This is a genomic window from Corallococcus aberystwythensis (assembly GCF_003612165.1).
Lineage (GTDB): Bacteria > Myxococcota > Myxococcia > Myxococcales > Myxococcaceae > Corallococcus > Corallococcus aberystwythensis.
On record NZ_RAWK01000070.1, the window covers coordinates 1 to 23,918 of the forward strand.

A 23,918-nucleotide genomic window follows, 5' to 3' on the forward strand; every position below is an offset into this window, starting at 1 on the left:
GTTTGGGGCGGGCCGGGCGGATGATGTATCAACGCCCGGCGCCGCGCACTCCGCCGGTGCTCACCACCAGCCTCGCCGTCGGTTCCCTCCTCGCGGAGTTTTTGAATTGAATGAGTGAGCCAAGGGATGGCCCATTAGGTGGGCAATCCGGGTCTTGGTGATAAAATACGTTTTACATGGTATGGTCGGAGTGCCGTGCAACCCGCCGGCATCATCCGAAAGGCCCCCCATGCATGTGAAGACGCTCATCGCCAGCCTCGCGTTTGGTTCGCTCCTGATGGCCTGCGGAGGAATGGAGCCGGGGTTGGAGGCGCATGCCTCCGACTCCACGACGCCTTCGCTCGCCACCACGGAGCAGGGCCTCTGTGAGGGCTGGGACGACGGCGCGCGCCGGTGTTCCATCAAGTGCACCTCCACCAGCGGGTGGATCACCCTGGACACGCCGATCGCGAAGGGTCACTGCCAGGAAACGGCGAACTCCTTCTGTGGCCGCAACGCCTACGGCGCCTGCTGGAGCTTCTGAAAAACCTCCCCCCCGAAAAAGGACCCATCCCCATGAAGATGAAGACCCTTCTTGCCAGCCTCGCGTTCGGTTCCCTCCTGATGGCCTGTGGTGGAATGGAGACGGAGGCGCCCATGCCAGAGACGCCCTCCATCACCACGTCCGAGCAGCCCCTCTGTGAGGGCTGGGACGACGGCGCGCGCCGGTGTTCCATCAAGTGCACCTCCACCAGCACCTGGCTCACCCTCACCGACAATGTTCCCAAGGGCGGGTGCCAGGACAGGGCCAACCACTATTGTGGCCGTACCGCCTACGGCGCCTGCTGGAGCTTCTGAGCCAGCACTCGCGCCTCGTGACGTCCGGCGTCCGTCCAGCCCTCGGTGAATGAGAGGGATTGGAGCCCCTGGAGCAGGCCAGGCAGTTCCCCCTCCTCCAGGAGGAAGCGCGCGGACGGGTGCGGGTGGCGTTGCAGGTTGCTCCGGGTGGGCTGGGCGAAGACAAACAGCCCGCCCGGTGCGAGCAGCCGCGGCACGGCGGCGAAGAGCGGCCGCCAGAGGTAGTTCAAGCACACGACGAGGTCGAACGGGCCCGGCGGCAGCGCATCCGCCTCCAGGTCCAGGCGCAGGCACGTGAGGGAGACGCCCGCGTCACGCGCGTGCATTTCCGCCTGTGCCAGCGCCACGTCGGAGATGTCCACCAAGGTCACGTCCAGCCCGCGCTGCGCGAGCCAGCACGCGTCGTGTCCCGGACCGCCAGCCAGGTCGAGCGCCCGGCCCGTGCGTGGCAGCCGGTCCTCGAGCGAGCGGAGGAAGCCGGACGGTCCGCGCTGCGCGGAGGACTGCTGGTACTTGCTGTTCCAGCGCTGGCGATCCTCCTGGGACATGGCGCGGTTCCTACTTCCGGGTCATCAGCCCGTTGAGGGACGGATAGCTGGCGGCGGCTTCAAACAGGCTCGCGGAGTGTCCCTCGCGGAGGAACGTGGAGGCGAGTGCCCCAGCCCGGCCGAAGATGGATTCCGCGATGGCGGAGCCGGCGCTGAGCCGCCGCACGCCCAGCCGCTGCAGCTCCGCCGGAGCGGGGAGGTCCGGCCGCGCGAGCACGTTCACGGGCAGCGGGGTGCCCCGGGTGATGGCCTGGATGTCGGCCGCGTCCGTGATGCCCGCGACGAAGAGGCCATCCGCGCCGGCCTGCTGGTAGCGGGCGGCACGGGCCAGCGTCTCCTCCACGCGGCGCTCGGGCGGCGCGAGCTTGCGCAGGTAGACGTCCGTGCGCGCGTTGACGAAGACGTCGATGCCCAGGCGCGCGCCGGCCTGCTTCACGCGCTCAATCTTCGCGGCGAGCAGCTCCGGTGGGCCGTTGCCGTCCTCCAGGTTGCAGCCCACGGCGCCCTCGGACAGGAGGCGGGCCACGTTCTCACCGGCGGTGGCCGGGTCGTCGGAGTAGCCCGCTTCGGCGTCCACGGTGAGGGGCACGCGGATCACGCTGGCGATGGCGCGCACCGTGGCGACGAGCACGTCGATGGGCAGCGCGTTGCCGTCGGGGTAACCCAGCGCCCAGGCGACGCCCGCGCTGGTGGTGGCGATGGCGCGGGCGCCCAGGCTTTCGAAGAGGCGCGCGCTGCCGGCGTCCCAGGCATTGGGGAGCAGGAGCAGGTCAGGCCCCTGGTGCATCGCGCGGAAGGAGCTGGCGGTGTCTGGACGGGAGGTCATGCGAGGAAGCTCCGGTAGGGGTGGGAGGGATTCAGGCGTGGGTCTGCTCATGATTGAGCAGCCAGCGTTTGCGTTCCAGGCCTCCGGCATAGCCGGTGAGCGAGGCATTGGCGCCGACGACGCGGTGACAGGGGACGACGATGCTGATGGGATTGGCGCCATTGGCCAGGCCCACGGCGCGAATGGCCTTGGGCCGGCCGATGCGTTCGGCGAGCCGGCCGTAGGTGGTGGTCGTTCCCACGGGGATCTCCCGGAGGGCGCGCCAGACCTCGCGCTGGAAGGGGGTGCCGGCGGTCTCCACGGGGAGGGAGGCGATGGCGCCCAGGTCTCCGCCCAGATAGGCCTGGAGCGCGGAGGTGCGGCCGGAGGGGTCGCGCGCGGGCTCCAGGACGCAGCCGCCCTCGCCGTAGTGCAGGCGCAGCAGCCGGTGCATGCGAGCCTCGTAGCCCTCCCAGTCCAGCGCGCGCAGACGGCCTTCCTCATCACAGACGAGGAGCGCCACGCCAGCGGGAGTGGGGGTGGAATCGATGAAGAAGCGCAGACGGTCAGGCATGGGCTTTCCGGCGGGAAGGAGCGGTGGAGGGACGCGCGTCGGTGCGTGAGGACCGTGGCCGGGTTCTGGCCGGAGAAGGCGAGTCCCGCTTGGACTCACGGTCCTGGAGGGCCACCGAGGTCCAGAGGTGCTGCGCGGCGTACGCGCGCCACGGGCTCCAGGCTTCGGCACGCTGGAGCAGTGCTTCGGACGTGGGACGTGGGCCCCCTGCTTCCGTCGCGGCGCGAAGCAGGGCGACGTCGGAGGCGGGAAAGGCATCCGTCTCCCGCACGGCGCGGAGGGCGATGTACTGGGCGGTCCACTCGCCGATGCCAGGCAGACGCGTGAAGCGGGCGACGGTGTCCGCGAGCGACGGGCCGGGCTGGAACAGCGTGGGGTCCGCCACGGCCGCCGCGGCGAGCTGGGAGAGCGCCCGGGCCCGGGCGGCCGGCATGCCCATGCCGGTGAGGTCCGCCGTGGCGAGGGCTTCGGGGCGGGGGAAGGCGCGCAGGAGGCGGGCATCACCGGTGAGCGCCGGGTCCAGGCTTCCTCCATGTGTGTCCAGCAACCGCTGCCCCAGCTGCCGCGCGGCGACGGTCGTCACCTGCTGGCCCAGGATGGCGCGGACCGCCAGCTCGAAGCCGTCCCAGCCGCCCGGAGCGCGAAGGCCGGGCCGAGCGGCGAGCAGCGGCGCGAGCAGAGCATCCGTCGACAGGTGCGCGCGGATGGCCTCCACGTCCGCGCCCACGTCGAAGACGCGCCGGACCTGGGCGACGACGGAGGGCAGCATCCGCACGTCGCTGACGCGCAGCGTGGCTCGCAGGGCGTCGAGCCCTGGAGCGGGAGACACCTCCAGCGCGCCCTGGCCCCAGGCGTTCGTGAAGGCGCGCAGGTAGCGGCCGGACTCGACGTGCTCCATGCCCGTGAGCGCGCGGGCCCCCAGCCAGGCCACCATCGCGTCCCAGTCATAGGGAGGCCGGTACGGGATGAGGAGCGTCACCGTGGGAACGGCGGAGGCCGCGGGGGCCACGCGGGCACGGCGCATGACGCCCGGAGGACGGCCGTAGAGCGAGCGGAAGACGGCGTTGAAGCGCCGGACACTGCCGAAGCCGGACGCGAGGGCGACCTCGGCCATGGACAGGGAGGTCTCGTGGATGAGCTGGCGGGCGAAGAGCACGCGGCGCGTCTGGGCCACGGCGACAGGGGAAGCGCCCAGGTGTTGCTGGAACAGCCGCCGCAGCTGCCGGTCTCCGACGCCGAGCCGGCCCGCCAGCACGTCCACGCTGGCATCGTCGGCATCCAGCAGGCCGTCCGCGATGAGGGCCAGGGCGCGCGACACGGTGACGGAGGTGCCTCGCCAGGGCGCCAGGGTGGGGGAGGTCTCCGGCCGGCAGCGGAGGCACGGCCGGAAGCCGGCCTCCTGGGCGGCGGCGGCGGTGGGGTAGAACGTGCAGTTCTCGAAGCGGGGCGCGCGGGCCGGGCAGATGGGGCGGCAGTAGATGTGCGTCGTCTTCACGGCGGTGAAGAACCGCCCGTCGAAGCGGGAGTCCCGCGTCGTCATCGCGCGGTAGCAGGCGGCGGGGTCCAGGCCGTTCATGGGACAAAGGTCACACGGCGGACCCTGGATGTCTGGCCGTTTTCGGACGTGGACGTGGGGCCGCCGCCGCGCCCCCTGGGCCAGGGCGGAAAAGAAAAAGCCCCGGAATCACTTGGGAAAGTGACTCCGGGGCTGCTTGATGGCCAGGGTCGGACTTGAACCGACTACCTGCGGATTATGAGACCGCCGCTCTAACCAGGTGAGCTACCTGGCCGTGAAGCCCGGCCCGTATACCGGGCCCGCGCCGTGACCGCAAGAACTTCGGACGGGGCACCCAGGCTCTTCCTGACAGGGCCGCTGGAGGGTTCACCCGCCCACCTTCCGCCCCTGGACCGGCTGCCTGCCCGGGCCATGAACGACGGGGCGTGGGACCCGAACAAGGAAGTTGTCGCCAAGCGCCACCGCATCGCGGCCATCAAGTCGTTAGCCGGGGATCGCCGCCGCGTCCTGGATGGTGCAGGCGGTGGCGGTGCCGCCGGGTGTCCCCGCTTCGGGCTCCGCGGTTGGCAGCGGCGCGAGGACGCCCACGGGGACTGGCAGGGCCAGCGTCCTCATCGCGCCACCCAAGGACGCGAAGGCGACCACCCGCTGGGCGACGAACCCGTCGCCGGTGTTGGCGTACAGCGTCGAGGTGCCGCTGCCCGGGCTGTAGAGCAGCGCGTCGGCGAGGCCGTCCTTGCTTGCGCCGGTGAAGGTGACGTGCAGCCCCTGGATGGAGGCGAGCTGCTGCCATTGAAACATTGAAACCATGATGACTTGCCAAAGGTGGCTGACTCAGCAGGTCGGGAGGATGGTGCTAAGTCATTCGAAGCAGGCCGATTCACTCATCAATGCGGCTCAAGCGCATGAGAGGTTCTGGAGCAACCTGGCAGGCAGGAACGAGCACCTGCAAGATCAAGACGTTGCCAGAAATGAGAAGAGGGCTGATGGAAAATTCCCATCAACCCCCCTCTGATAATCGGAAACGAGGAACGACACGCCTCGACAGCCGGCGTCAAAACGACTGACAACTAGCGCGCCTTCGGGCCGCCGCGAACGTGGATCTTGATCTTCATGTCGTGCCTCCTTTCAATTCGAAAGGCTACGTGTACTCGAATCTGGATGTCAAATCGAACCAAGGATTAATGTGCAACGCATTGCGGCGATGCGACGAAGTCCCGCGTCGCATCGAGGTGCCCGTATTCAGAGCATGGGGGCGTGAATCACAAAGCAGTGGCCGAGGTGTTGACACGGTGCGACCATTAAGGCGACCTTGGTTCGAGGACCATGGCATATCCCTTCGAGCGGACCCTTCGTTCCCTGAACTACGAGTCGGACACGCGCCTCGTGTTCGTCGCTCTGATGGTGTTGTGCGCCGGCGGGCTCATCGCCTGGTCGATGTTCGCCAAGGTCCCGCTCGTCAAGGCCAGCTCACAGGCGCGGATCGAGCCACACAACGCCGTCCATCGCATTGAGCCGCCCAGCGCGGGCAGGGTCGTGCTCTCGCTGCTCAAACTCGACCAGGAGGTCAAGGAAGGCGACCTTCTCATCGAGTTCGACGCACGGGTCGAGCGCCTCGAACTCGGGCGGAGCAAGGCGACGCTCGCCGCGACCGAGAAGGAGCTCGCCATCATCCGCCAGCAGATCACCAACAAGCGCGAAGAGGCGGCTTTGACGGCACGGGTGGATGAGGTCGCAATCAAGGAGGCGCTGGGGAGGGAGCAGGAGCTCGCGCCCAGGCACCGGCTCGCGGTGGAACGGGAGCAGCTGGCCCTCAAGAGCCCGACGGGCTCGGTCTCGGAGATGGAGAAGCTCGAGCGCACGACCGATGTCGACGCGCTCCGTTACGCGCAGACGGCGCAGGGCCTGGCGCTCACCCGGCTGCGGCACGAGCAGAACGTGCGCCGTCAAGCCCTCGCCGCGCAGCTGCTGGAACTCGAGCGCGAGGCGCTGGGCGCCGAGGGGCGGATCCGGGAGCTCCAGGGCACCATCGACCGGCTTGAGTACCAGATCGAGCGGAAGCTGTATCGGGCGCCGGCCACGGGCCACCTGGTCGACGTGGCGGAGCTCGGCGCGGGAGCGTTCATCGCCGACGGGCAGCGGGTCGGCACCATCGTCGCGAGCGATGCCGAGGTGCGGGTGCGCGCCCGTTTCCCGAAGGAGGTCGTCGGATTGATCCAGCCCGGTCAAACGGCGCGCCTCAAGCTCGACGGCTACCCGATGACCATCTACGGGACGGTCCCCGCCAGGGTGACGGCCGTCGGGACCGAGCCCGGCCAGACCGCCACGCCCGAGGCCATCCCCGGTACGGTGCGCGTCGAGCTCAAGTTCGCACCGCCGGACGATCCGCGCATCCAGCTGCGCCACGGCATGACCCTGACGGTGGAGGTCGAGGTCGCGCGGGCGTCGCCTGTCGCGCTGCTGATGCGGGCGGTTGGCGAATGGAATCCGCAGCCTGAAGAGCAGCCCACGACCGTGTTTCGGCCCGAAGCCGAGGCCCGCTGACCATGACTGCTCCCAGGCGTCGGCGCTCGATCATTCCCGAGGTCATCCAGATCTCGGCGACGGATTGCGGTCCCGCTTCACTCAAGAGCCTGTTCGCGGGGATGGGCGCCGAGCTCAACTATCGCGTCCTTCGCGAAGTGTGTCAGACGGACGTCGACGGCACCTCGATCGTCACCTTGGATGAAGTCGCGAACCAGCTCGGGCTCGACTCCGAGCAGGTGATGCTTCCGCTCGATCACGTGGTGGTCCCCGAAGCCAAGGCGCTTCCCGCCATCATCGTCACGCTCAGCGCGGGAGGACGGCCGCACTTCGTGGTGCTGTGGAATCGCGTCGGCCCGTTCATCCAGGTCATGGACCCGGCGGCGGGCCGTCACTGGACCCGGATTTCGACGCTGCTGAGCCACCTGTACCAGCACACCACGTCCGTTCCGGAGACCGGCTGGCGCGAATGGGCCGGGTCCGAGGAGGCGGTCGCGACGTTCGAGCGCCGCCTGCTGGACCTGGGTGCGACCGAGGCGCGGGCGCTGGTTGCCCGGGCGCTCGAGGACCCCGGGTATCTGTCGATCGCCAGGCTCGACGCCGCGTGCCGGGCGTCCGAAGCGATGATCCGCGCGGGCGCCGTCCGGCGAGGCCGGACGGCGGCGGGTCTGCTGCAATCCATGATGGCGAAGGACGCTTCCGGCCAGGTGCCCATTCCCGCTGCCTATTGGTCCGTTCGCCCCAACCCCGAGGTGGAGGGCGAGGTGTCGATGACCGGCGCGGTGCTGATGCGGATTCGCGGTTGGCGCGAGGCTTCGCCCGCGGGCGAAGACGCGCCGAGAGCCGTGCTCGCGAGCGACCTGGCGACGGAGCTCGTCGCCAGGCAGGTGAGCCCGGCGCGAACGCTGCTCCGCCTGCGAGGCGAGGATTCGTGGGTCGTTCCGGGCCTGATCGCGGTGGGACTGGTGTTCGCCACCTTCGGGCGGATCCTGCAAGCGCTGATGCTCCGTGGCGTGCTCGACCTGGGGCGCGACCTCGGCACGTTCGCGCAGCGTGCGACGGGCATGGCCGTTCTCGCGGGCGTCGCGCTCTGCTTCATGCTCATCCAGATCCCTATTTCATTGGGATTGCTCGGCATCGGCCGCCGGCTCGAGGTGCGGCTGCGGAAGGCGTATTTCGAGAAGCTCCCCGAGATGGAGGACCGCTATTTCCAGAGCCGGCTCGCCTCCGACATGGCGTCTCGCACGCACAACATCCAGGCGATGCGGTCGCTGCCGCTCCTGCTCTCGCAGGCCCTGGTCCTGTCGCTCGAAGTCGCGAGCATCACCGCCGCGCTCATCTGGGCCGCGCCGCACGCATGGCACATCGTGCTCGCGCTCGCGGCGGTCACGCTGCTCGTGCCCCTGGTCGCGCAGAAGCTGCTCTTCGAGCCCGACCTGCGCGTGCAGATGCACTCAGGCGCGCTCAGCGGATTCACCCTGAACGCGCTCGTCGGGCTCACGCCGATCCGGATCCACGGCGCCGAGCGGTCGCTGCGCCGCGCGCAGGAGACCTTGCTCGTCAGCTGGAGCAAGGCGCGCTATTGGCTCCAGACGCTGTCGGTCGGGTTCGAAGGCGGGCTGATGCTGGTGGGCTACGGCCTCGTCATGCTGCTCGTCTATTCGTACCTCGAGGGCACCGATCGGGCTTCGCTGGTGTTGTTGGTCGTCTATTGGGCGCTGCGCTTCCCCATCCTCGGCCAGCGGCTGATGATGCTGAGCCGCGCGTTCCCGAACGCGATGAACCGGGTTCGCCGGCTCCTCGACGTCATCGGCGACATCAAGGATCCGCCGGCCCGGCCCGAGGCGCCAGTGCAGGAGCCTGTCGCGCCCGCGGACGCCGCGAGCGGCGTTTCGATCGTGATGGAGAAGGTCCGCGTGAAAGGCGGCGGCCACACCATCCTCGACAAGGTTTCCTTGAACATCGCCCCCGGCGAGCACGTGGCCGTGGTCGGTGTCTCCGGAGCAGGCAAGTCGACGCTGGTCGGCCTTTTGCTCGGCTGGCTCCGGCCGGCGCGCGGCGAGATCAAGGTCGACGGGCAGGTGCTCGATCAGGCCGCTGTCGAGCGGCTGCGGCGCACCACGGCCTGGGTGGATCCGTCGATCAGTCTCTGGAACCAGAGCCTCATCGACAACCTCCGGTATGGCAACGACGGCGCGCACGGCTGGTCACTGTCGGGGGCGCTCAAGGGCGCCGAGATGCTCGACATCCTCGAGGCGCTTCCAGACGGGCTGCAGACGTCGTTGGGCGAAGGCGGAGGGCTGGTCTCGGGCGGCCAGGGGCAGCGCGTGCGCCTGGCGCGCGCGATGCTTCGCTCCGGCGTGCGCCTGGCCATCCTCGACGAGCCCTTTCGCGGTCTCGATCGCGACCGGCGCGCGCGGCTCCTCGCCGAGTCCCGGCGGCTCTGGGCAGACATCACGCTCGTCTGTGTCACCCACGACGTCGAGCACACCCAGGAGTTCGATCGCGTGCTCGTGATCGAGAACGGCCGGATCCTCGAGAACGGGCCGCCGAAGGAGCTGCTCGCGAACAAGGAGTCGCGGTACTCCGTGCTCCTTCGCGCCGACCAGGAGAATCGCACGCTGCTCTGGGGCGGTGGGCGCTGGCGCCATTGGTGGCTTTCGGACGGCCAGCTGGTGGAGAGGCCGGCGCCGAAGCCGGTGGAGACGCCGGTCGCGGAGCCCGTCGCAGGCAAGTTGGAGCTGGCGGGATGACGCGCTCGCACTCCGACCTGTTGTGGCCGGTCGAGCGATTGCCCGACGCGCTGGAGCAGCTGGCGCAGAGGCAAGGCTATGGCAGGGCCGCGGGCGAGATCGCTCCGCCCGCGGCGGCCGTCGAGCCGAGCCGGGTCTGGATGTTCGCGCTCGGAGATCGACTCGGCGTGGAGCTCGAGCCGATCACGCCGCTCTACCACGAGCTGCCCGACGTCCTCGAACGCGCCGCGCCCTGCATCCTCCAGGTCCGGCGAGACGGCGTCCCGTCCTATCTGGTGCTGCTGGGGACGCGGCGCGGGAAGCTGCGCCTGCTCGCGCGCGACGCCACGGTGGTTTCGGTCCAGACGAAGAGCGCGCTCGCGCTCCTGCGCGAAGAGCAGGAAGCCACCGCCGCCGAGGTGGACCAGCTGCTCGGCGGCGTGGAGATGTCGCCCCGTGCGCGCGAGCACGCCCGCTCCCAGATGCTGCTGCAGCGGCTCGGCCAGGCGCAGCTGCGCACCGGCTGGATCATGCGCCCCAGGCGCACCGCGAGCCGGCGGACGCTGCTCGGCGACATCCCGTCGCTCGCCGCCGGCATCCTCGTGAGCCACACGCTCCTCTCGGTGGTGCTGGCTGGCTCGTTCTGGTTGCTCGGTCGCGCCGCGCTCCAGGCCCACCTCGAGACCGGCTGGTTCCTGGGGTGGATCGCCGTGATCGCGTGCGCGATTCCGCTGCGCATGCTCGAGGTGTGGTGGCAGGGCGTGTTCTCGATCCGGCTCGGAACGCTGCTGAAGCAGCAGCTCCTTGCGGGAACCCTCAAGCTGACCCCCGACGAGGTGCGGCTCGACGGCATCGGCCGCCATTTCGGCCGCGTCGCCGAGGCCGAGGTCGTCGAGCAGCTTGCGGTCGGCGGCGCCCTGCTCGCGGTGTTGTCGCTCGTCGACTTGATCCTGGCGGGCGTCATCCTCGTGCTCGGGGCGGGAGGGTGGCCCCAGGCGATGGTGCTCGTCCTGTGGGTCGTGGTCGCGTTCGTCCTCGCGCGCCGCCACTACGGCGTCCAGCGGGCGTGGTCGAGCGCGCGCGTCGAGATCACCCACGACCTGCTCGAGCGCATGCTCGGCCATCGAACGCGGCTGGCGCAGCTTCCGCTCGAGCGCTGGCATGACGGCGAAGACGTCCGCTTGAGCTCCTACTCCGAGATCTCGAAGGTCATGGATCGCCGGACCATGCAGCTGACCGCGCTCCTGCGCGACGGCTGGTTGGTGCTCGGCCTGCTGACCTTGCTGCCGGCGTTCAGCAGCGGTACGGCCAATGCCAGCGCGCTGGCGGTGTCCGTGGGCGGCATCTTGCTGGCGCTGCGCGCCTTCGACGAGGTCGCCGTCTACTTCCAGCAGGTCTCCCAGGCGGCGGTGTCGTTCGAGCAGATCCGCGACTTGTTGCTCGCGGTGGGCCGCCCCGAGCTCGAATCGAAAGTCCCTCTCGAAATGGAGGGAGGCAAGCCCACCGACGCCGCCAGCGGGACCCTCATCGAGGCGCGGGGCGTGACCTTCCGGCACGACGCGCGCACCCGGCCGGTGCTCGAGAACTGCTCGTTCCAGATCGCGCAGGGCGACCGCATCCTGCTGGAGGGCCCCTCGGGCGGTGGCAAGTCGACGCTGGTGTCGCTGTTGACGGGCCTGAGGACGCCGCAGGGCGGTGTGATGCTGTTGCACGCGCTGGACCGCGCGACGTTCGGCTCCTCGGGCTGGCGCAAGCGCATCACCGCCGCGCCGCAGTTCCACGAGAACCACGTCCTGTCCGGCAGCTTCGCGTACAATCTCCTGCTCGGGCGCGAGTGGCCGACCTCGCCCGAGCTGCGGACCAAGGCCGCCGCGCTGTGCAAGGAGCTCGGGCTGGACGAACTGATCGCCAAGATGCCCGCCGGCCTCGAGGAGATGATCGGCGAGACCGGCTGGCAACTCTCGCACGGCGAGAAGAGCCGGCTCTACATCGCGCGCACGCTGCTGCAGGGGGTCGAGCTGGTCATCCTCGACGAGAGCTTCGCCTCCCTCGATCCCGAGACCATGCGGGTCGCGCAGCGCTGCGTCCTCAACCACGCGAAAGCCCTCGTGGTCGTCAGCCACCCATGAGACTTCGATTCACGCTCGCCCTCCTCGCGACGCTCTGCTCCGGTTGCGAGCTGATCCGTCCCGTCGTCGTCGAACCGCCTCTGGCGCCGAGCAGCTACTCGACCGCCGTCGATCCGCGCACCGAGCCGCCCCCACCGTCCAGCGCACCCGAGGGCGGGGTTCCAAGCCCGCAGCCGCCGGAGGAGGGCGTGCCCGCGCAGCCAGCCGAGCCCGTCACCCAGGACTCGGTCTGGTGGACGGCGTTCGCCGATCCGGCTCTCGACACGGCCATCCAGGAGTGCTTCGGCGACAACCTGGCCCTGCGCGACGCGCGGGAGCTGATCTACGAGAACCAGCTCGACCCGGCCGTGCCGCAAGGTTGGTGGTACCCGCTCCAGGTCGGCATCCTGAGCCCGGCGGGGCTGCGTCATGTCGTCGCCAACCTTCCGCCCGCGCCGCCAACCCGGACCGAGTACAGCGTCGCCAACGTCGGTGTCGGCGTGGCCTACCAGGTCGACCTGTTTGGAGCCCTCGATGCGCAGCGGCGCGCGGGATTGAACTTCGCCGAGCAGCAGCGGCAGCTCACCGAGGGCCGCGTCCAGGACCTCGCGGTGCGGATCACCCAGATCTGGTTCGATATCCTCGAGGCCCGTGCGCTCCGGGACCTCACGCTGCGGCAGATCGCCTACAACAAGGAGCTGCTCCAGCTGATTCGAGCGCGGTTCGAGCAGCACCTCACGCCCCGGCTCGTGGTGCTGCAGCAGGAGCAGCTGCTGTTGAACCTCGAATCGCAGGTGCCACTGATCGCCACCCGGAACGCGCTCTTGAATTCGGAGCTGAAGTCGCTGCTGGGCCGGGTACCCAGCCCCGCCGACGACGTCATTCCATTCGATCGACAGCTTCCCGATCTCCCGCCCCCACCGAAACTCGGAACGCCGGGCGACCTGAACGTGAACACGCCCGAGATGCGGCTCGCGGAGCTTCGCGTCGCCGAGGTCGAGCACCGCATCAACGCGAACCTGGCGAGCTGGCTTCCGACGATCGAACTGGTGGGCAACGTGGGCGCTTCGAAGTACGGCCTCAAGGAGCCGGTCCTGGGCGAGTCCGTCGTCGGGGTGGGCCTGACCTGGGCCCTGTTCGATGGAAGGCGAGTCACCGAGTACATGCGACTGCCGATCCAGCTCCAGCGTCGCCACGTCCAATACCAGCTCGCGCTGCACACCGCGATCGGACGGGTGCAGGATGCCGTGGTCCAGGAGGAGAACGAGGCGACGAGCCTGCGCAGCCTGCGTGCGCAGGTCCAGCTCGGGCGGCAGCTCCTAGACGAGGCGAGGCGGATCTTCGAGCAGGGGCAATCGGACTATCTGACGGTGCTCACCGCCCTGACGAATCTGGTCGGGCTCGAGCGCGCAAGTCTGCAAGCGCAACGGCTGTTGCTCAACCATCGCGTCGAGGTCTATCGCTCGCTCGGCGGCACCTGGTCGCGCGACGTCACACTGGAGCGGGAGTGAGAAGCCATGGCACAGCTGCAAGCGGATGAGATGCTCTACATTCCCAATCGAAGGCGGCTCACGCACGACCGGCTCGATACAGGGAATGGCCAGCAGGTCCTGCATCTCTTCTATGGCGAGGTGGAGCTCATCTTCGACGAGCCGGACATCGCGCCCCTGGGCGAGAAGCTGCTCCAGGTCGAGCAATTTCAAGCCTCCGACGCCATGGCGTGGTCGGACGGCGCGCCCCATTCCTGGGACAAGATCCGGGACCTGCTCGAAGCATTGATCGAACAGCGGGTGTTGAGGCGGGTCTCGGATGCGCCCACGGGCCGCACCGCGGTGTCCTTCCCCGAGCGGTTGGGTGAGGTGCCAGCCGGGCGTGAGCCGCTCACGTTCAGCGCCCGCGACAATCGTTGCCCCGTGCTGACCGAACAGGCGTTCGGACGGGCGTTCGAGCTCTCGAACCTCGAGGTGGTCGTGCCGGTCTACCGCGTGGCGCATCCGGCGCTCGACGGTGACGGCCGGCAAGTGGGCGAGAACAACGTCGCACCGCGCACCTTGTTCCTCGATCTCCCCACCGTGCGCAAGCAGTGCCACTACGCGGGGAGCCGGTACCAGAGCGAACTCCCGATGAACGTGACCGCCATGAAGGCCATGGCGCGTCAGTGGCCGGAACTGCTCTCGCTGACCGAGCAGTTCCGCAAGGCCTTCCTCGCGCGCATGCCGCCCCGGACCCCGGGCGTGCTCACCGCGGGCGAGCTCCACATGATGGTCGTCTGCACGCTCGCGTCGGTCGGGTACGTGCTGGTGCGGGGCACCCATCCGGTGCCGAACGGAGAGCTCGACAACGGGCTCTCGGCCATGTTCCGGCTGATCGACGGAGTTCGCCTGGTCACCAACGACCTGGTGCGCGAAGCCCCCGAGCAGCCCGTCACCGCGCAGACGATTCTGGACTATGCCGAGCGTCACGCGGTCTTCCATGGTCCGCACGGCGTGTGCGCCGGGCCGCCGGCGCTGATCAACGAATATCTGCAGGTGTTGACCGGCGCGGCCCCGGCACCCATCGAGGCCCAGCCCGACATCGCAGCGCGCCTCGGCGATCTCGACGCCGCGATCGATTACGGCCTGCTCGGGCAGCGCGTCGAATCGGTGGTCCGCTTCCTCGGCGCGACCCAGGGGCTGCTCCACGAACGGCTCCGGGCGGCGTTCGCCGGACACCTCCCTCGCACCGCGCTCCAGGAGTTCGTGGAGGCGCCCATCGACGTCGCGCATTACCCGTTGCTCCGGGACGACTTCCCACTCGCCGAGACCTACCAGCGCGAGATCAAGCTCAGCCGCTGGTTGTTCGCGCGCATCGGCGAGGCGTTCCCCGGCACGCCGCAGGGCACCTCGCTGGACGAGCTGGCGAAGCTGGATCCCGCCGAGCAGGCCACGAGCCAGCGGCGACTGGCCGAGCTCTTCGCGCATGGGCTGCCGGGAGACAAGGTCGTGGCGGAGCCCCTCTGCGGTGAGCTCGCTGGCGTCGCTGCCAGCGCGTTCGCCCTCGAGCGCCGGTGCCTGCGCGTCGTCGAGCGGGAGCAAGCGATGCTGAACCAGCGGCTCCGGCGCCCGGATCACCCCCTGACCGGCACGGACCTGGCTGTGTTCACGCGGCCGCGCAATGGCCCCCCGTTGGCGGAAACCCTCGCGCGCGGCCTGGGCGTCTCGGTCACCAGCCACTCTGCCTCGACCGTGCTGGGCTACGGTGAGAGCAGCCTCACGTTGAAGGATTAGAGGGTCCGATGCATCCAGAGCTCGTCCGCCGCTTCCACGAACCGATTCGCGATGAGGCTGCGCGCCGGTATGGCCTGTCGCCCGAGCAGCTCACCGAGCTCGCGGCCTTCGAGAACTTCGTCTACGAGGCGGAGAACGACGACGGCGAAGGCCTTATCTTGCGCATCTCGCACAGTACGCGGCGAACAATCGACTACACGTTGGGTGAGGTCGAGTTCGTTCGCTATCTGGCCGCCGCGCGCATTCCCATCGCCTCGCCGGTCCTCTCCGATTCGGGGCAGTTCGTGGAGCGGATCGAAGACCGCGAGCCCGGCAGCTACTTCGTCGCCACCGCGTTCGAGCGCGCGCCGGGCATCGTCTTCGACGACGCGCCTCCGCTCAAGGAGCGCTACTGGAAGCCCCCCCTGTTCCGCGACATGGGCCGGCTGTTCGCGCGGCTCCACAACCGCGCCCAGACCTACGCGCCTTCGAGCCCCAGGCTCAAGCGCCAGGAATGGCATGAGTACGACGTGGTCGACATCGACCGGTTCGCGCCTCCCGAGGAGAAGCTCGTTCGCGAGCGCACCGCGGAGATCATCGCGCGATTGAACCAGCTCCCGCGAACACCGGAGAGCTACGGGCTGATCCACGCCGATCTCCACATGCACAACTTCTGCTTCGCCGAAGGGAAGATCACCGCGTTCGACTTCGACAACTGCGAGTACGCGTGGTTCGTCAAGGACATCGCGGTACTCCTCTTCTACATCGCGCGAGGCGAGGCTCGAGAGGCGCGCGACGAAGCGGTCGCTGCGTTCCTGGGGCCGTTCCTCGAAGGGTATCGGGAGCTCCGGCGGATGGAGCGCGAGTGGCTCGCGGCCGTGCCGGACCTGCTCGCGCTCCAGCGCTCGATGAATTACGCGCTGTTCCACCAGTATCGCGACCCGGCCGTGCTCGACGAGAGCACGCTCGACCGGTGGGGGCGGTTCCGGCGCGACATCGAAGCGGACACACCCGTCCTGCAGCTTGATTTCACGAGCTTCTAGCGCATGGGAGGGATGGGGCTGGGGCGGCCCCTAGCCAATGGCGTCGTAGACGCCTCGAAGCTCCGTGAGCCGGTTCCTCACCGTCGCCGGCCGGGTGAGCTGCCGGGCGCGGACCACGATGGAGATGTCGGCGTCGTTGGCCCGGCAGGAGTCATCGCACTCATGCCCCTCCGCATGCTCGTCATGGGCGCGCAGTTCGTAGCGCACACAGTCATCATAGGCTTGTGAGAGCCGGGTATAGCCCTGGGTCCGGACGGCGGGGGATGCGTCGAAGATCCGGTTGACGGCGCCGATGGCGTTGGCGTTCGAAATCTCCGCCCTGTGCCTGCGCACCTTGTCGCCTTGAAGCTCCAGGAACAGGCCGTTGCCCGCCGGGTTCGCCCAGGACTCAGAGAGCGTCACCGTGCCGTCATGATTCATGCACAGCATGAACGAGTGCCCGTCCGCCTGGGCGGTGCACCGGAAATGCAAGAGATAGAGCTTGTTGTGATCCGACAACAGTTGCACGGCGAGGGCCCGCGCCTGTTCGCGAAGGACAGGGCCCCTGCCTCCCGCCTTGTAGGTGGCGTGCTTGCGGCCCAGGACGTTGATCATCCCGGCCGCCGTGGCATGGCAGATGGCCAGGAGGCCCGCCTGACGAGCGTCGAGCGACGTCTCCTTCGCGGCCCCTACGAGGTCCCGGCTCGCCTCGGGGACCCGCTCCAGCGGTTCCGCGACGACCGCGCGCCTGCTGGAGTTCCACCCATCACCGTCGTCGATGTTGGCGGGGTCGCCAGCGTTGTTGATGATCAACTGCGCCCGCCCCGCGAGTTGCCTGGCGGTCAGCAGCCCGCGATTTCCACTGAGCTCGGCCATGACGACATCGATGGCCTTCTCGCCAGCCCAGTCGCCCCGGGTGGAAACCGCATCCAGCCGGTTGATGGTCGCCGTTGTCTCGCAATGCCCCCTCAACGCGAGCGCCGCCGCGTGCAGGCGTTGAACCTGGGCCTTCGGCTTGGTGACCATCTGGATGTTCAACAAGGCATCAATGACAGCGACCTCGTTGTTGAAATTGAACCGGGCCGTCGAGCGGTCCTCGAGGGCGTTCACACAATCAGCGCAGATATCAATGAGGTCCTGCCCCAGCGCCCTCGCGTCATCGCGCTTGTAGACCTTGCTTCCGCCAAACCCCAGGAAGTTCTTCGCTGTCTCCTGGGGAAGCGCGTTCCGGGCAGCGCGCAGCTCGGTCAAGACCGTCTTGAAGTCGCGAAGAGTGGCCATGCCCTGAATAGACTCGAGCCGTCCGTTTTCCGTCAAGACGCGGGCAGCCCGATACACGACCCCCGACGGCTGTTTCACCGGATGTCATTTCCTCCCGGGGCGTGCTCCACCGACTACTCGGCGACGTACACGAGGGTGTCCCCCTGGTAGAAGGGGCGGTAGCGGACGCCGCCGCACTGCTGGTAGGCGACGCCGCCCACCGTCGAGGCAGCGCAGCCCGCGGGAAGCGTCGTGATGGTTTGGGCGCCCGCCGGTGCCGCCACCACGGTCGTGCTCGCGCTGCCGGAATAGACGTCATGACGGGTGGCCGTGCGTCTTGAAGTGCGCCGCGCTACCCGGCGCGACGTGCCGTAGTTCTGGGCCAGGGCCACCTCCGGGAGCAGCTCTCCCATGAAGAAGAGCCCCAGCAACATCGCCGCCGCCCGCTGGCGGGGCTTGCGCGAGTGCGTCGTCATTTCGAGCCTCCTTGCTGCGCTCCGCCCTGCGAGTCCGGTGCGAGGAACGACACGCGCATGGCATCGCGTGGGGGCGTGAACTGGAACTGGTCCGGGGTGAGCTGGGGCGACAGGTTCCAATCGGACAGGGTCACCGAGTATTGCGGTGCTCCCGGCAGGTCCCGGGAGGTGATGACGTACTTGAGCGGCAGGGGCCGCGGGCCGTCCTCGACCCACAGCTCCCAATCCACACCGTCACGGTTGCGGAACGCCAGGTGGTTCACGGACACGCCATTCACCTTGGCGCGGCCGAGGTACTTCCCGGAGCGCACGTCCTCGGTCAGGGCGGTGTAGGGGTTGCTGACGAGCAGGTCCCCCCCGGGCGCATCCAATCCGAGCCGCTGTGAGGCCATGTCCAACGTGGCGTCCAGGGTGGAGGGCGCGGGCGTCGTCGCATAGGCATTGGCCTGCTCGCCGTGGATGCTGAGCCGCTGGCCGTCGTAGAAGAGGTGGAGCCTGGCCAGGTCCCCGGCGCGGTCCACGCGAAGCCGGTTGGGCCGCTGCAGGCGCACGTCACCCGCGCGCTGCAGCTGGACCTTCTGCCCCGAGTCGAGCACTTGATCGAGCGTCCCCTCGGTGCGGACGGAGAGCTCCCGCTGCGCGCCGAGGAAGTCGCTCATCTGGCGCAGGATGCGCTGCGCCTGGGGGTCGATTCGAGCCTCGGACTCGGCGCGCTCGGCGGCAGCTGGCTCCTGCTGTGCGCTCGCGAGCAGGGGCGTTGCTCCCAGGAACAGGGCGAGCAGGGGCCCGCCCCACCTCTTCCTCAACCTTACGCTGCTGCCTGTGTCTGTCATCAGCCCCTCCTGGGTCGCGAGAAACGCCCCGGACGCCAGGCGGCCTTCGCCTCACGTCTTCGGCCATTGCTCCAGGACATTGGGGGCTCGGCCGCCGGGTACAAAGGCACACCGGCTCGACCGCCGCGCCGTCTGGTGGCTCGCGGAAGGCGGCCGGCACGCTTCTCTGCAAGGCCCTGCATGCCGTAACGCCCCAGACCCGAAGCGCGACGAGAAGACCCTGGAGATGATGCACAAGCGGCTCAATCTCAAGGATTCCAGCTGCCCCACGAGTGGGGTGCGGCACCGTTTGTTTCTTCGGGACCGCTGAGCGGACCACGTGTGGTGATGCCGGTTACTGCTTTGAACCCGCCCCCACGCCTATTGAGCCCACGGCCTCCGTGATGGAAGTCGAGTTCCTCCAGTCCGACGCCGCCGCGCCGGTCTGCGACGACGCGCATCCTGCCGAATCGCGGAACTCGACTCGCGAGGGCTGAGCCGCCAGGAAGCCTGGGCGGGGTCCGGCATCACGTCCGGACCTCGCCTGATGCATCACCGCACGGTGACGCGCGTGCGCTTGAGGGCGCGGGACGCGGCGTCGAGGAACTCGTTGCTCGCCTCGGAGAGGTCCACCGCGCGGGCATCCACCCAGCCCTGCAAGGAGTTGTAGCCCATGACCGCGGGGATGGCGACGAGCAGGCCGAAGGCCGTGGTGACGAGCGCCTCGGAGATGCCCGTCGAGATGGTACCGATGCCGCCCGAATTCGCGGCGCCCATCTCCTGGAACGCGGTGACGATGCCGATGGTGGTGCCGAGCAGGCCCACGAAGGGGGCGGTGGAACCCACGGTGGCGAGGTGGCCCAGGCCGCGCTTGAGGCTCTGGACCTCGCGCTGCGCCTGTCGCTCCAGGCTGCGCGCCACGGACTCCATGACCTCCTCACGACTGTCGGTGGCGCAGATGCGGTAGGCCGTCAGCCCCGCGCGGATGGTCCTCCCCAGGTAGCCCACATCCTTCTCCGTCTTCACCTCGGCGGCTGCGTCGAAGTCGCCACTGGCGAGCAGTGCGTCCAGCTGCGCGGCGTACCTGCGCGATTGGCGGCGGGAGGCGCGGAAGACGATGGTGCGCTCGGCGAGGATGAGGAGGGACACCATCGACATCACACCCATGGCGATGACGATGAGCTGTGCGACCGGACCCATGTGGGTCCACAGACCCGCGATTGTGAAGTTCATGGCGGGAACGAGACGCGCCTCCGTGCGCGTGGGCCACGGCGTGGCCCCATGAGGGAACGGCAGTGACGGGAACGGTGTCCAAGGTACGCAAGCGCATGGACGCGAGGGTGGGCCTGCGTCCATGCGTTGGTCATCGTTCTGTCATTGCGTCCGCAGCTCCCGCTCCCGGCTGTGCAGCACGTCCGACAGCGGAGCCGTTGGCACGACAGGGCTACTGGTAGCGAGCGACCCAGAGGCTGTCGCCATCCGCGGCGGTCTCAAGCCACACCGCCGTTGCATGCCCATTCAGGTCGATGGCCCCCGTGATTGCACCCACGACCGCTCCCGGCGCGGACCGCAGGGGTTCCGGGGGCCGGAAGTTGCCAGGGGCATAGAGGTAGCTCGCCCAGGCCGTGTGGTCGGACTGTGCCCAGAAGGCGACCTGGTCACCGGCCGGGTCGGAGGCGAGCACTGGATATCCGCCCCCCACGGTGCCTCCGAGCCGCGGGTTGTTCGGGTCGACGCTGCGGTCGAAGCGCGGACGGATGTCCCAGGCCTCCTTCGCCGCGAGGTACACGCGTCCCTCGGCGGCCCCGGTGAGGGGCGGAGGGTGGGGGATGTACAGCCAGCCGGCCAGTGCATCGCCCGTGTTCGTCGCGACGACGATGGACGGGTTGAACATGCCTCCATAATCGGAGATGTGCGAGTCGATGCGCTCGGCGGGCTGCCATGCGTTGCTCTCACGGTCGTAGCGGCGTGCATCGATTCCCTGCATCTCATCGCCGGTCAGCGTCGAGAAACGCTGTGGCCAGACGGCGAGCGCGTTGCCCGACGCGTCCATTGCGATGGCGGGCGTCGAGGCCGCGCCGTAGTTCGTCCGGCTCAGGATCGCATCGCCACACCACTGGAATGTGTCTGCGTTGTACGAGCTGCCATGAATGGCCTGGGTCCGGCGGGCGTCCGCCTGCTGCCACTGCACGAGCGCGTTGCCGTTCGCGTCGAGGGCGGCGGCAGGCCAGAGAGACGGGGTGTCACGCGCCGAGTTGAGGGGCACCGGAGGCTGGATCCACCGGTTGGTGGCCACCGCATAGCGCATGGCCATCACCCGGTGCTCGGCGGGCTTGCACAGCGTTTTGCAGAGCGTCGTCCAGACGAAGACCGCATCGCCCGTGGAGGACATGGCCAGACGCATGGTGGGTGTGTCGTCAACGGGGAACGTGAGCTGTTGCGCTCGGCTCCATTGGCCCGTCGCCGCCGAAAAGTGGCTTGCGAAGAAGGTGTTTCCGGCCGGGGTCTGCTGGAGCCAGACAGCAAGGGCATTTCCCTGCTCATCCGCGGCCAGACTGCTCCTGAGAAGATTGCCGGGTTGGGATTGGAGGGGCTGCTCTGACGTCCATGTGTCGGACGTGGCGGCATAGCGGCTGGCGTAGATCGCCGTGTAGTCGTGGGGGGCGTTCTGGGTCGTGACATGCGCGAAGACAGCGAATGCGCTCCCGGATGGGCCCGCCGCCGCGCGCGTGTGCTCCCACGAAAGCGACGGTCCGGCGGAGAGCCGCTGGGGCTTGCTCCAGTTCATGATGTGCGAAGCCCCCGCGGTCGGATTCCGTGGGGAGGGGGGCACCCCCAGGGGGCAGACCGCGCAGCCGAACCCACACAGGGCCAGCCCCATCACCCACAGCGAGACGCACCGGAAATAGAACCTCATGTGTCTCCGGTCTCTTCTGTTCGCGGTGGGAGGCGCCGCGCCCACCTCCCGAGGGATGGCGGTGGCCAGTCCTGGATCTATTCCCTGTCCTCCCAGGCGGGCCAGTGTCCGCACGTCCCTGCCGCGTGAGCAGAATGCAACGGGCTGCCGCTACTGCGAGCGCGCCGCTAAGCCTCAGGCAGGCGCCGCTCAAGGGCAGCCGCAGGTCCCAGTTCCCGCATGTGGCCCCTCAAGGCTGCTGGCCATGGGCGCACCTGGTGCGTTCACCGCTTGAGACCGCGTTCACAAGGCTCAAGGAGTGTAGAGGTCAGCTCTCGCGTATGCGCTGCTATTATTAGCCCCTCCCGCGACGAGCACCTTGCCGTTATCCAGCAGCGTCACCGTGTGGTAGCGGCGAGGCGCGGCCATGGATACCGTCGCGCTCCAGGTGCCCGAGCCCGGGTCGTACACTTCCGCCGTCGCGAGGGAGAGGCTACTGGTGTTGGATCCTCCCGCGACGAGCAGCGTCTTCCGAACAAACGGGGTAACGGCGAAGGCCGCGACTGCCTCCGCCGTCCATTTCAGCGCCCGCCGGTCCCGGTGTTCCAGATGGCCCCGCCGCGCGAAGTGCGGATGACCACGTTCCCATCATTCTGGACGGTGAGATACGCGCCGCTGTAGCCGCCGGTGTTGCTGCTCCAGAGGGCTCTTGGCGCCGAGGTGTAGATCACGAAATTCCCGTCGCCTTGCATGACCGCCCCGACAGCCGAAGTCCCGTACGTCTGGGAGTGCCAGAGGACCGCCGCGCCCTGACGGAGCACCAGGTTGCCGTCGCCCTGCATGACAAGCCAGAAGCGACCATCACAAGAATAGAGGTACTGCCCGCGGCCCAGTCCCTGGTTCGCGTTCATGCGACCGCAGCCCACCGGGGCCGGGGGCGGGCTCCACGTCCTGTGGGAGTCCTCCAGTTCCTGCTGGGTCTGGGACTGCGAGTCGTCGGAGGCGGAGCGTGCCGTATCTCCACCCTCCGCAGGGGCGTTCGAGCCCTCCTCCAACCCTGGACCGCACGCTGTCAGGTCGAATGCCAGCAGTCCCAGGACCATCACCTTGGACAAGCGCCACGCCCGAATCTCATTGCGGTTCATCACGAATCCTTTCTGTGTGGGGATCGAGGCAGCTGGCTCGCGCGAGCCCATGGCCCCACGGAGGTCTGCCCGTACGGCTGGAATAGCCAGTCGCATTGACGTATTTACCCATGACCCTGCGTAGTCGGAATTGCCTGTAAGAGTGGTGCAGTCGTTGGAATGAAGACGCCGTCCGGAGAGTTCTACGCGCTGAAGCTCGCGCTGCGTCCTGGCGATGAACGGGCCGGGCGTGAGGTCGCGCTGCTGCTGAGCCATGCCGTTCACCGCAACGTGGTGCGCTTCCACGCCTGCGGCAGGTGGCCCCATCCGCAGAAGGGCGCCCTCTACTTCGTCATGGACTGGGTGGCGGGCCGGCCGCTGGATACATGGGCCGAAGAGGTGAACCCGAGCTACCGCGACCTGGCTCAGGCCACCGGCAAGGTGGCCCTGGCCTTCGATACGGTCCATGGGGCGGGAGTGCTGCACCGTGACGTCAAGCCCGCGCACGTCCTCCTCCGGGAGTCGGACGGCGAGCCGGTGCTCATCGACTTCGGCATCGGGGACTACGCGGACGAGCCCCCCACACCTCAGCCTTCGACGGGCCGGGTGAGGCCCAGCGCGTCCGCGTAGCTGTGCAGCCCGCGGATGTGATTGCCGCCGTCCACGGCGAGGGTGTCTCCGGTCATCCAGGACGCGAGGTCGCTGCAGAGGAACGACACCACCTTCGCCACGTCATCCGGCTCGCCCCACGACTTCCCGAGCGGCGTGTGGGCGAGGAAGCCCTGCGCCATGGCGCCAGTCCCCAGGCCGGCCATCTCCGCCAGGGGAGTGCGGATGGCGCCCGGGGCCACGACATTCACCCGGATGCCGTAACGCCCCAGCTCCGAAGCCGCGGCCTTCGAGAAGTTCGCGAGCCCCGCCTTGGAGGCGCAGTAGTGGGACAGCCCGTCCGTCACCGCCGTCTGGTTCAGTGAGGAGATGTTGACGATGGAGCCCGGCTGCTTCGCGGCGACGAGCGCCTTCGCGAGAGCCTGGGTGAACAGGAAGGGCCCCTTGAGGTTGATGGCCAGGACCTGGTCGAACTCCGCCTCGGGCAATTCGAGCACCGTGCGGAGGGTGGCCGTTCCGGCGTTGTTCACCAGGATGCCCGGGAGGCCGAACTCACGCGTGGCGACATCGAGCGCTCGCGCCACGTCCTCCGCGCGAACCACGTCTCCCGCGAATGGCACGGCCCGGGTGCGCCCCTCCGCCGCCCGGTTGAGCTCCGCGGCGGCCGCCTCCAACTTCTCCGGTGTCCGCCCGAACAGCAGGACGTTGGCGCCGTCCCGCATGAGGCGCGCGGCGATTCCCAGACCGATGCCCTGTCCTGCTCCCGTCACAATGGCACTGCTCGACATCAGCTTCATGGTGTGGCCCCCAGCTCAGGTTCCAGTGAAGGCC

The 23,918-nt window shown here is 68.7% G+C and carries 22 protein-coding genes and 1 tRNA gene; 9 read left to right on the forward strand and 14 right to left on the reverse strand.

The window, feature by feature from the left end; genetic code table 11:
* Positions 1-229 precede the first annotated feature (229 nt).
* Entirely contained in the window at positions 230-523 is a 294-nt protein-coding gene (locus D7W81_RS13635; RefSeq protein WP_120555800.1) for a hypothetical protein, read from the forward strand.
* 32 nt (positions 524-555) lie between these two features.
* Positions 556-837, forward strand: a complete 282-nt coding sequence (locus D7W81_RS13640; protein WP_120555801.1) for a hypothetical protein — start codon at positions 556-558, stop codon at positions 835-837.
* Here D7W81_RS13640 and D7W81_RS13645 read toward each other — a convergent pair.
* The 6 genes from D7W81_RS13645 to D7W81_RS13670 form a co-directional block, all read right to left on the reverse strand.
* On the reverse strand, positions 813-1,385 hold the full coding sequence (locus D7W81_RS13645) for a class I SAM-dependent methyltransferase (protein ID WP_120555802.1): 573 nt from the start codon (positions 1,383-1,385) through the stop codon (positions 813-815). The two genes, D7W81_RS13640 and D7W81_RS13645, sit on opposite strands and share 25 nt — an antisense overlap.
* A 10-nt stretch (positions 1,386-1,395) precedes the next feature.
* Positions 1,396-2,211 (reverse strand): isocitrate lyase/PEP mutase family protein, encoded by an 816-nt coding sequence (locus D7W81_RS13650; protein ID WP_120555803.1) that lies wholly within the window; start codon positions 2,209-2,211, stop codon positions 1,396-1,398.
* A 31-nt stretch (positions 2,212-2,242) separates the two neighbouring features.
* Positions 2,243-2,764 carry a methylated-DNA--[protein]-cysteine S-methyltransferase gene (ogt, locus tag D7W81_RS13655; RefSeq protein ID WP_208721296.1) on the reverse strand — a complete coding sequence of 174 codons (522 nt, stop codon included), beginning with the start codon at positions 2,762-2,764 and terminating at the stop codon, positions 2,243-2,245.
* On the reverse strand, positions 2,757-4,340 hold the full coding sequence (locus D7W81_RS13660) for an AlkA N-terminal domain-containing protein (protein ID WP_120555804.1): 1,584 nt from the start codon (positions 4,338-4,340) through the stop codon (positions 2,757-2,759). The genes ogt and D7W81_RS13660 overlap by 8 nt, the downstream gene beginning before the upstream one ends.
* 140 nt (positions 4,341-4,480) lie before the next feature.
* Positions 4,481-4,554: transfer RNA gene (locus D7W81_RS13665), tRNA-Ile, on the reverse strand.
* A gap of 209 nt (positions 4,555-4,763) precedes the next feature.
* Positions 4,764-5,090 carry a hypothetical protein gene (locus D7W81_RS13670; protein WP_147445470.1) on the reverse strand — a complete coding sequence of 109 codons (327 nt, stop codon included), beginning with the start codon at positions 5,088-5,090 and terminating at the stop codon, positions 4,764-4,766.
* A gap of 516 nt (positions 5,091-5,606) precedes the next feature.
* Between D7W81_RS13670 and D7W81_RS13675 the strand changes: the two genes are divergently transcribed.
* From D7W81_RS13675 to D7W81_RS13700, 6 genes are read left to right on the forward strand one after another with little or no spacing between them, the layout of a single operon-like run.
* Entirely contained in the window at positions 5,607-6,824 is a 1,218-nt protein-coding gene (locus tag D7W81_RS13675) for an HlyD family secretion protein (protein WP_120555806.1), read from the forward strand.
* 2 nt (positions 6,825-6,826) lie between these two features.
* Complete coding sequence (locus D7W81_RS13680) at positions 6,827-9,556, forward strand: ATP-binding cassette domain-containing protein (protein ID WP_120555807.1); 2,730 nt, start codon at positions 6,827-6,829, stop codon at positions 9,554-9,556.
* On the forward strand, positions 9,553-11,664 hold the full coding sequence (locus D7W81_RS13685; RefSeq protein ID WP_120555808.1) for an ATP-binding cassette domain-containing protein: 2,112 nt from the start codon (positions 9,553-9,555) through the stop codon (positions 11,662-11,664). Before D7W81_RS13680 ends, D7W81_RS13685 begins: the two co-directional genes overlap by 4 nt.
* The gene (locus D7W81_RS13690) at positions 11,661-13,154 is read left to right on the forward strand and encodes a TolC family protein (RefSeq protein ID WP_120555809.1); all 1,494 of its coding nucleotides are present in this window, start codon (positions 11,661-11,663) and stop codon (positions 13,152-13,154) included. Before D7W81_RS13685 ends, D7W81_RS13690 begins: the two co-directional genes overlap by 4 nt.
* Before the next feature lie 6 nt (positions 13,155-13,160).
* Positions 13,161-14,909, forward strand: a complete 1,749-nt coding sequence (locus D7W81_RS13695; RefSeq protein WP_120555810.1) for a hypothetical protein — start codon at positions 13,161-13,163, stop codon at positions 14,907-14,909.
* Between the two features lie 8 nt (positions 14,910-14,917).
* A complete protein-coding gene (locus D7W81_RS13700; protein ID WP_120555811.1) occupies positions 14,918-15,931 on the forward strand; it encodes a phosphotransferase enzyme family protein in 1,014 nt (337 codons plus the stop codon).
* 30 nt (positions 15,932-15,961) lie between these two features.
* On the opposite strand, the gene D7W81_RS13705 is transcribed toward D7W81_RS13700, so the two are convergent.
* The 7 genes from D7W81_RS13705 to D7W81_RS42345 form a co-directional block, all read right to left on the reverse strand.
* Complete coding sequence (locus D7W81_RS13705) at positions 15,962-17,269, reverse strand: hypothetical protein (RefSeq protein WP_120555812.1); 1,308 nt, start codon at positions 17,267-17,269, stop codon at positions 15,962-15,964.
* Positions 17,270-17,304: 35 nt separating this feature from the next.
* A complete protein-coding gene (locus D7W81_RS13710; protein WP_120555813.1) occupies positions 17,305-17,646 on the reverse strand; it encodes a hypothetical protein in 342 nt (113 codons plus the stop codon).
* On the reverse strand, positions 17,643-18,452 hold the full coding sequence (locus D7W81_RS13715; protein ID WP_158621586.1) for a DUF2092 domain-containing protein: 810 nt from the start codon (positions 18,450-18,452) through the stop codon (positions 17,643-17,645). Before D7W81_RS13715 ends, D7W81_RS13710 begins: the two co-directional genes overlap by 4 nt.
* 558 nt (positions 18,453-19,010) lie before the next feature.
* The gene (locus D7W81_RS13720) at positions 19,011-19,691 is read right to left on the reverse strand and encodes a MotA/TolQ/ExbB proton channel family protein (protein WP_120555815.1); all 681 of its coding nucleotides are present in this window, start codon (positions 19,689-19,691) and stop codon (positions 19,011-19,013) included.
* A 211-nt stretch (positions 19,692-19,902) separates the two neighbouring features.
* Entirely contained in the window at positions 19,903-21,246 is a 1,344-nt protein-coding gene (locus D7W81_RS13725; RefSeq protein ID WP_147445471.1) for a hypothetical protein, read from the reverse strand.
* A gap of 420 nt (positions 21,247-21,666) precedes the next feature.
* Entirely contained in the window at positions 21,667-21,963 is a 297-nt protein-coding gene (locus D7W81_RS13730) for a Kelch repeat-containing protein (protein ID WP_120555817.1), read from the reverse strand.
* Positions 21,936-22,265, reverse strand: coding sequence for a lectin (locus D7W81_RS42345; RefSeq protein ID WP_158621588.1), 330 nt, complete (start codon positions 22,263-22,265; stop codon positions 21,936-21,938). Before D7W81_RS42345 ends, D7W81_RS13730 begins: the two co-directional genes overlap by 28 nt.
* A gap of 363 nt (positions 22,266-22,628) precedes the next feature.
* Between D7W81_RS42345 and D7W81_RS13740 the strand changes: the two genes are divergently transcribed.
* The gene (locus tag D7W81_RS13740; protein WP_368773746.1) at positions 22,629-23,108 is read left to right on the forward strand and encodes a protein kinase domain-containing protein; all 480 of its coding nucleotides are present in this window, start codon (positions 22,629-22,631) and stop codon (positions 23,106-23,108) included.
* On the opposite strand, the gene D7W81_RS13745 is transcribed toward D7W81_RS13740, so the two are convergent.
* Positions 23,066-23,884: an SDR family NAD(P)-dependent oxidoreductase gene (locus tag D7W81_RS13745; RefSeq protein WP_120555820.1), complete on the reverse strand. Its 819-nt coding sequence runs from the start codon at positions 23,882-23,884 to the stop codon at positions 23,066-23,068. The two genes, D7W81_RS13740 and D7W81_RS13745, sit on opposite strands and share 43 nt — an antisense overlap.
* Positions 23,885-23,918: the final 34 nt, after the last annotated feature.

Coding starts and splice junctions, on each gene's coding strand:
- D7W81_RS13635 (WP_120555800.1), top strand. CDS start 230: ATGCATGTGAAGACGCTCATCGCCAGCCTCGCGTTTGGTTCGCTCCTG.
- D7W81_RS13640 (WP_120555801.1), top strand. CDS start 556: ATGAAGATGAAGACCCTTCTTGCCAGCCTCGCGTTCGGTTCCCTCCTG.
- D7W81_RS13645 (WP_120555802.1), bottom strand. CDS start 1,385: ATGTCCCAGGAGGATCGCCAGCGCTGGAACAGCAAGTACCAGCAGTCC.
- D7W81_RS13650 (WP_120555803.1), bottom strand. CDS start 2,211: ATGACCTCCCGTCCAGACACCGCCAGCTCCTTCCGCGCGATGCACCAG.
- ogt (WP_208721296.1), bottom strand. CDS start 2,764: ATGCCTGACCGTCTGCGCTTCTTCATCGATTCCACCCCCACTCCCGCT.
- D7W81_RS13660 (WP_120555804.1), bottom strand. CDS start 4,340: ATGAACGGCCTGGACCCCGCCGCCTGCTACCGCGCGATGACGACGCGG.
- D7W81_RS13670 (WP_147445470.1), bottom strand. CDS start 5,090: ATGGTTTCAATGTTTCAATGGCAGCAGCTCGCCTCCATCCAGGGGCTG.
- D7W81_RS13675 (WP_120555806.1), top strand. CDS start 5,607: ATGGCATATCCCTTCGAGCGGACCCTTCGTTCCCTGAACTACGAGTCG.
- D7W81_RS13680 (WP_120555807.1), top strand. CDS start 6,827: ATGACTGCTCCCAGGCGTCGGCGCTCGATCATTCCCGAGGTCATCCAG.
- D7W81_RS13685 (WP_120555808.1), top strand. CDS start 9,553: ATGACGCGCTCGCACTCCGACCTGTTGTGGCCGGTCGAGCGATTGCCC.
- D7W81_RS13690 (WP_120555809.1), top strand. CDS start 11,661: ATGAGACTTCGATTCACGCTCGCCCTCCTCGCGACGCTCTGCTCCGGT.
- D7W81_RS13695 (WP_120555810.1), top strand. CDS start 13,161: ATGGCACAGCTGCAAGCGGATGAGATGCTCTACATTCCCAATCGAAGG.
- D7W81_RS13700 (WP_120555811.1), top strand. CDS start 14,918: ATGCATCCAGAGCTCGTCCGCCGCTTCCACGAACCGATTCGCGATGAG.
- D7W81_RS13710 (WP_120555813.1), bottom strand. CDS start 17,646: ATGACGACGCACTCGCGCAAGCCCCGCCAGCGGGCGGCGGCGATGTTG.
- D7W81_RS13720 (WP_120555815.1), bottom strand. CDS start 19,691: ATGAACTTCACAATCGCGGGTCTGTGGACCCACATGGGTCCGGTCGCA.
- D7W81_RS13725 (WP_147445471.1), bottom strand. CDS start 21,246: ATGAACTGGAGCAAGCCCCAGCGGCTCTCCGCCGGACCGTCGCTTTCG.
- D7W81_RS42345 (WP_158621588.1), bottom strand. CDS start 22,265: ATGAACGCGAACCAGGGACTGGGCCGCGGGCAGTACCTCTATTCTTGT.
- D7W81_RS13745 (WP_120555820.1), bottom strand. CDS start 23,884: ATGAAGCTGATGTCGAGCAGTGCCATTGTGACGGGAGCAGGACAGGGC.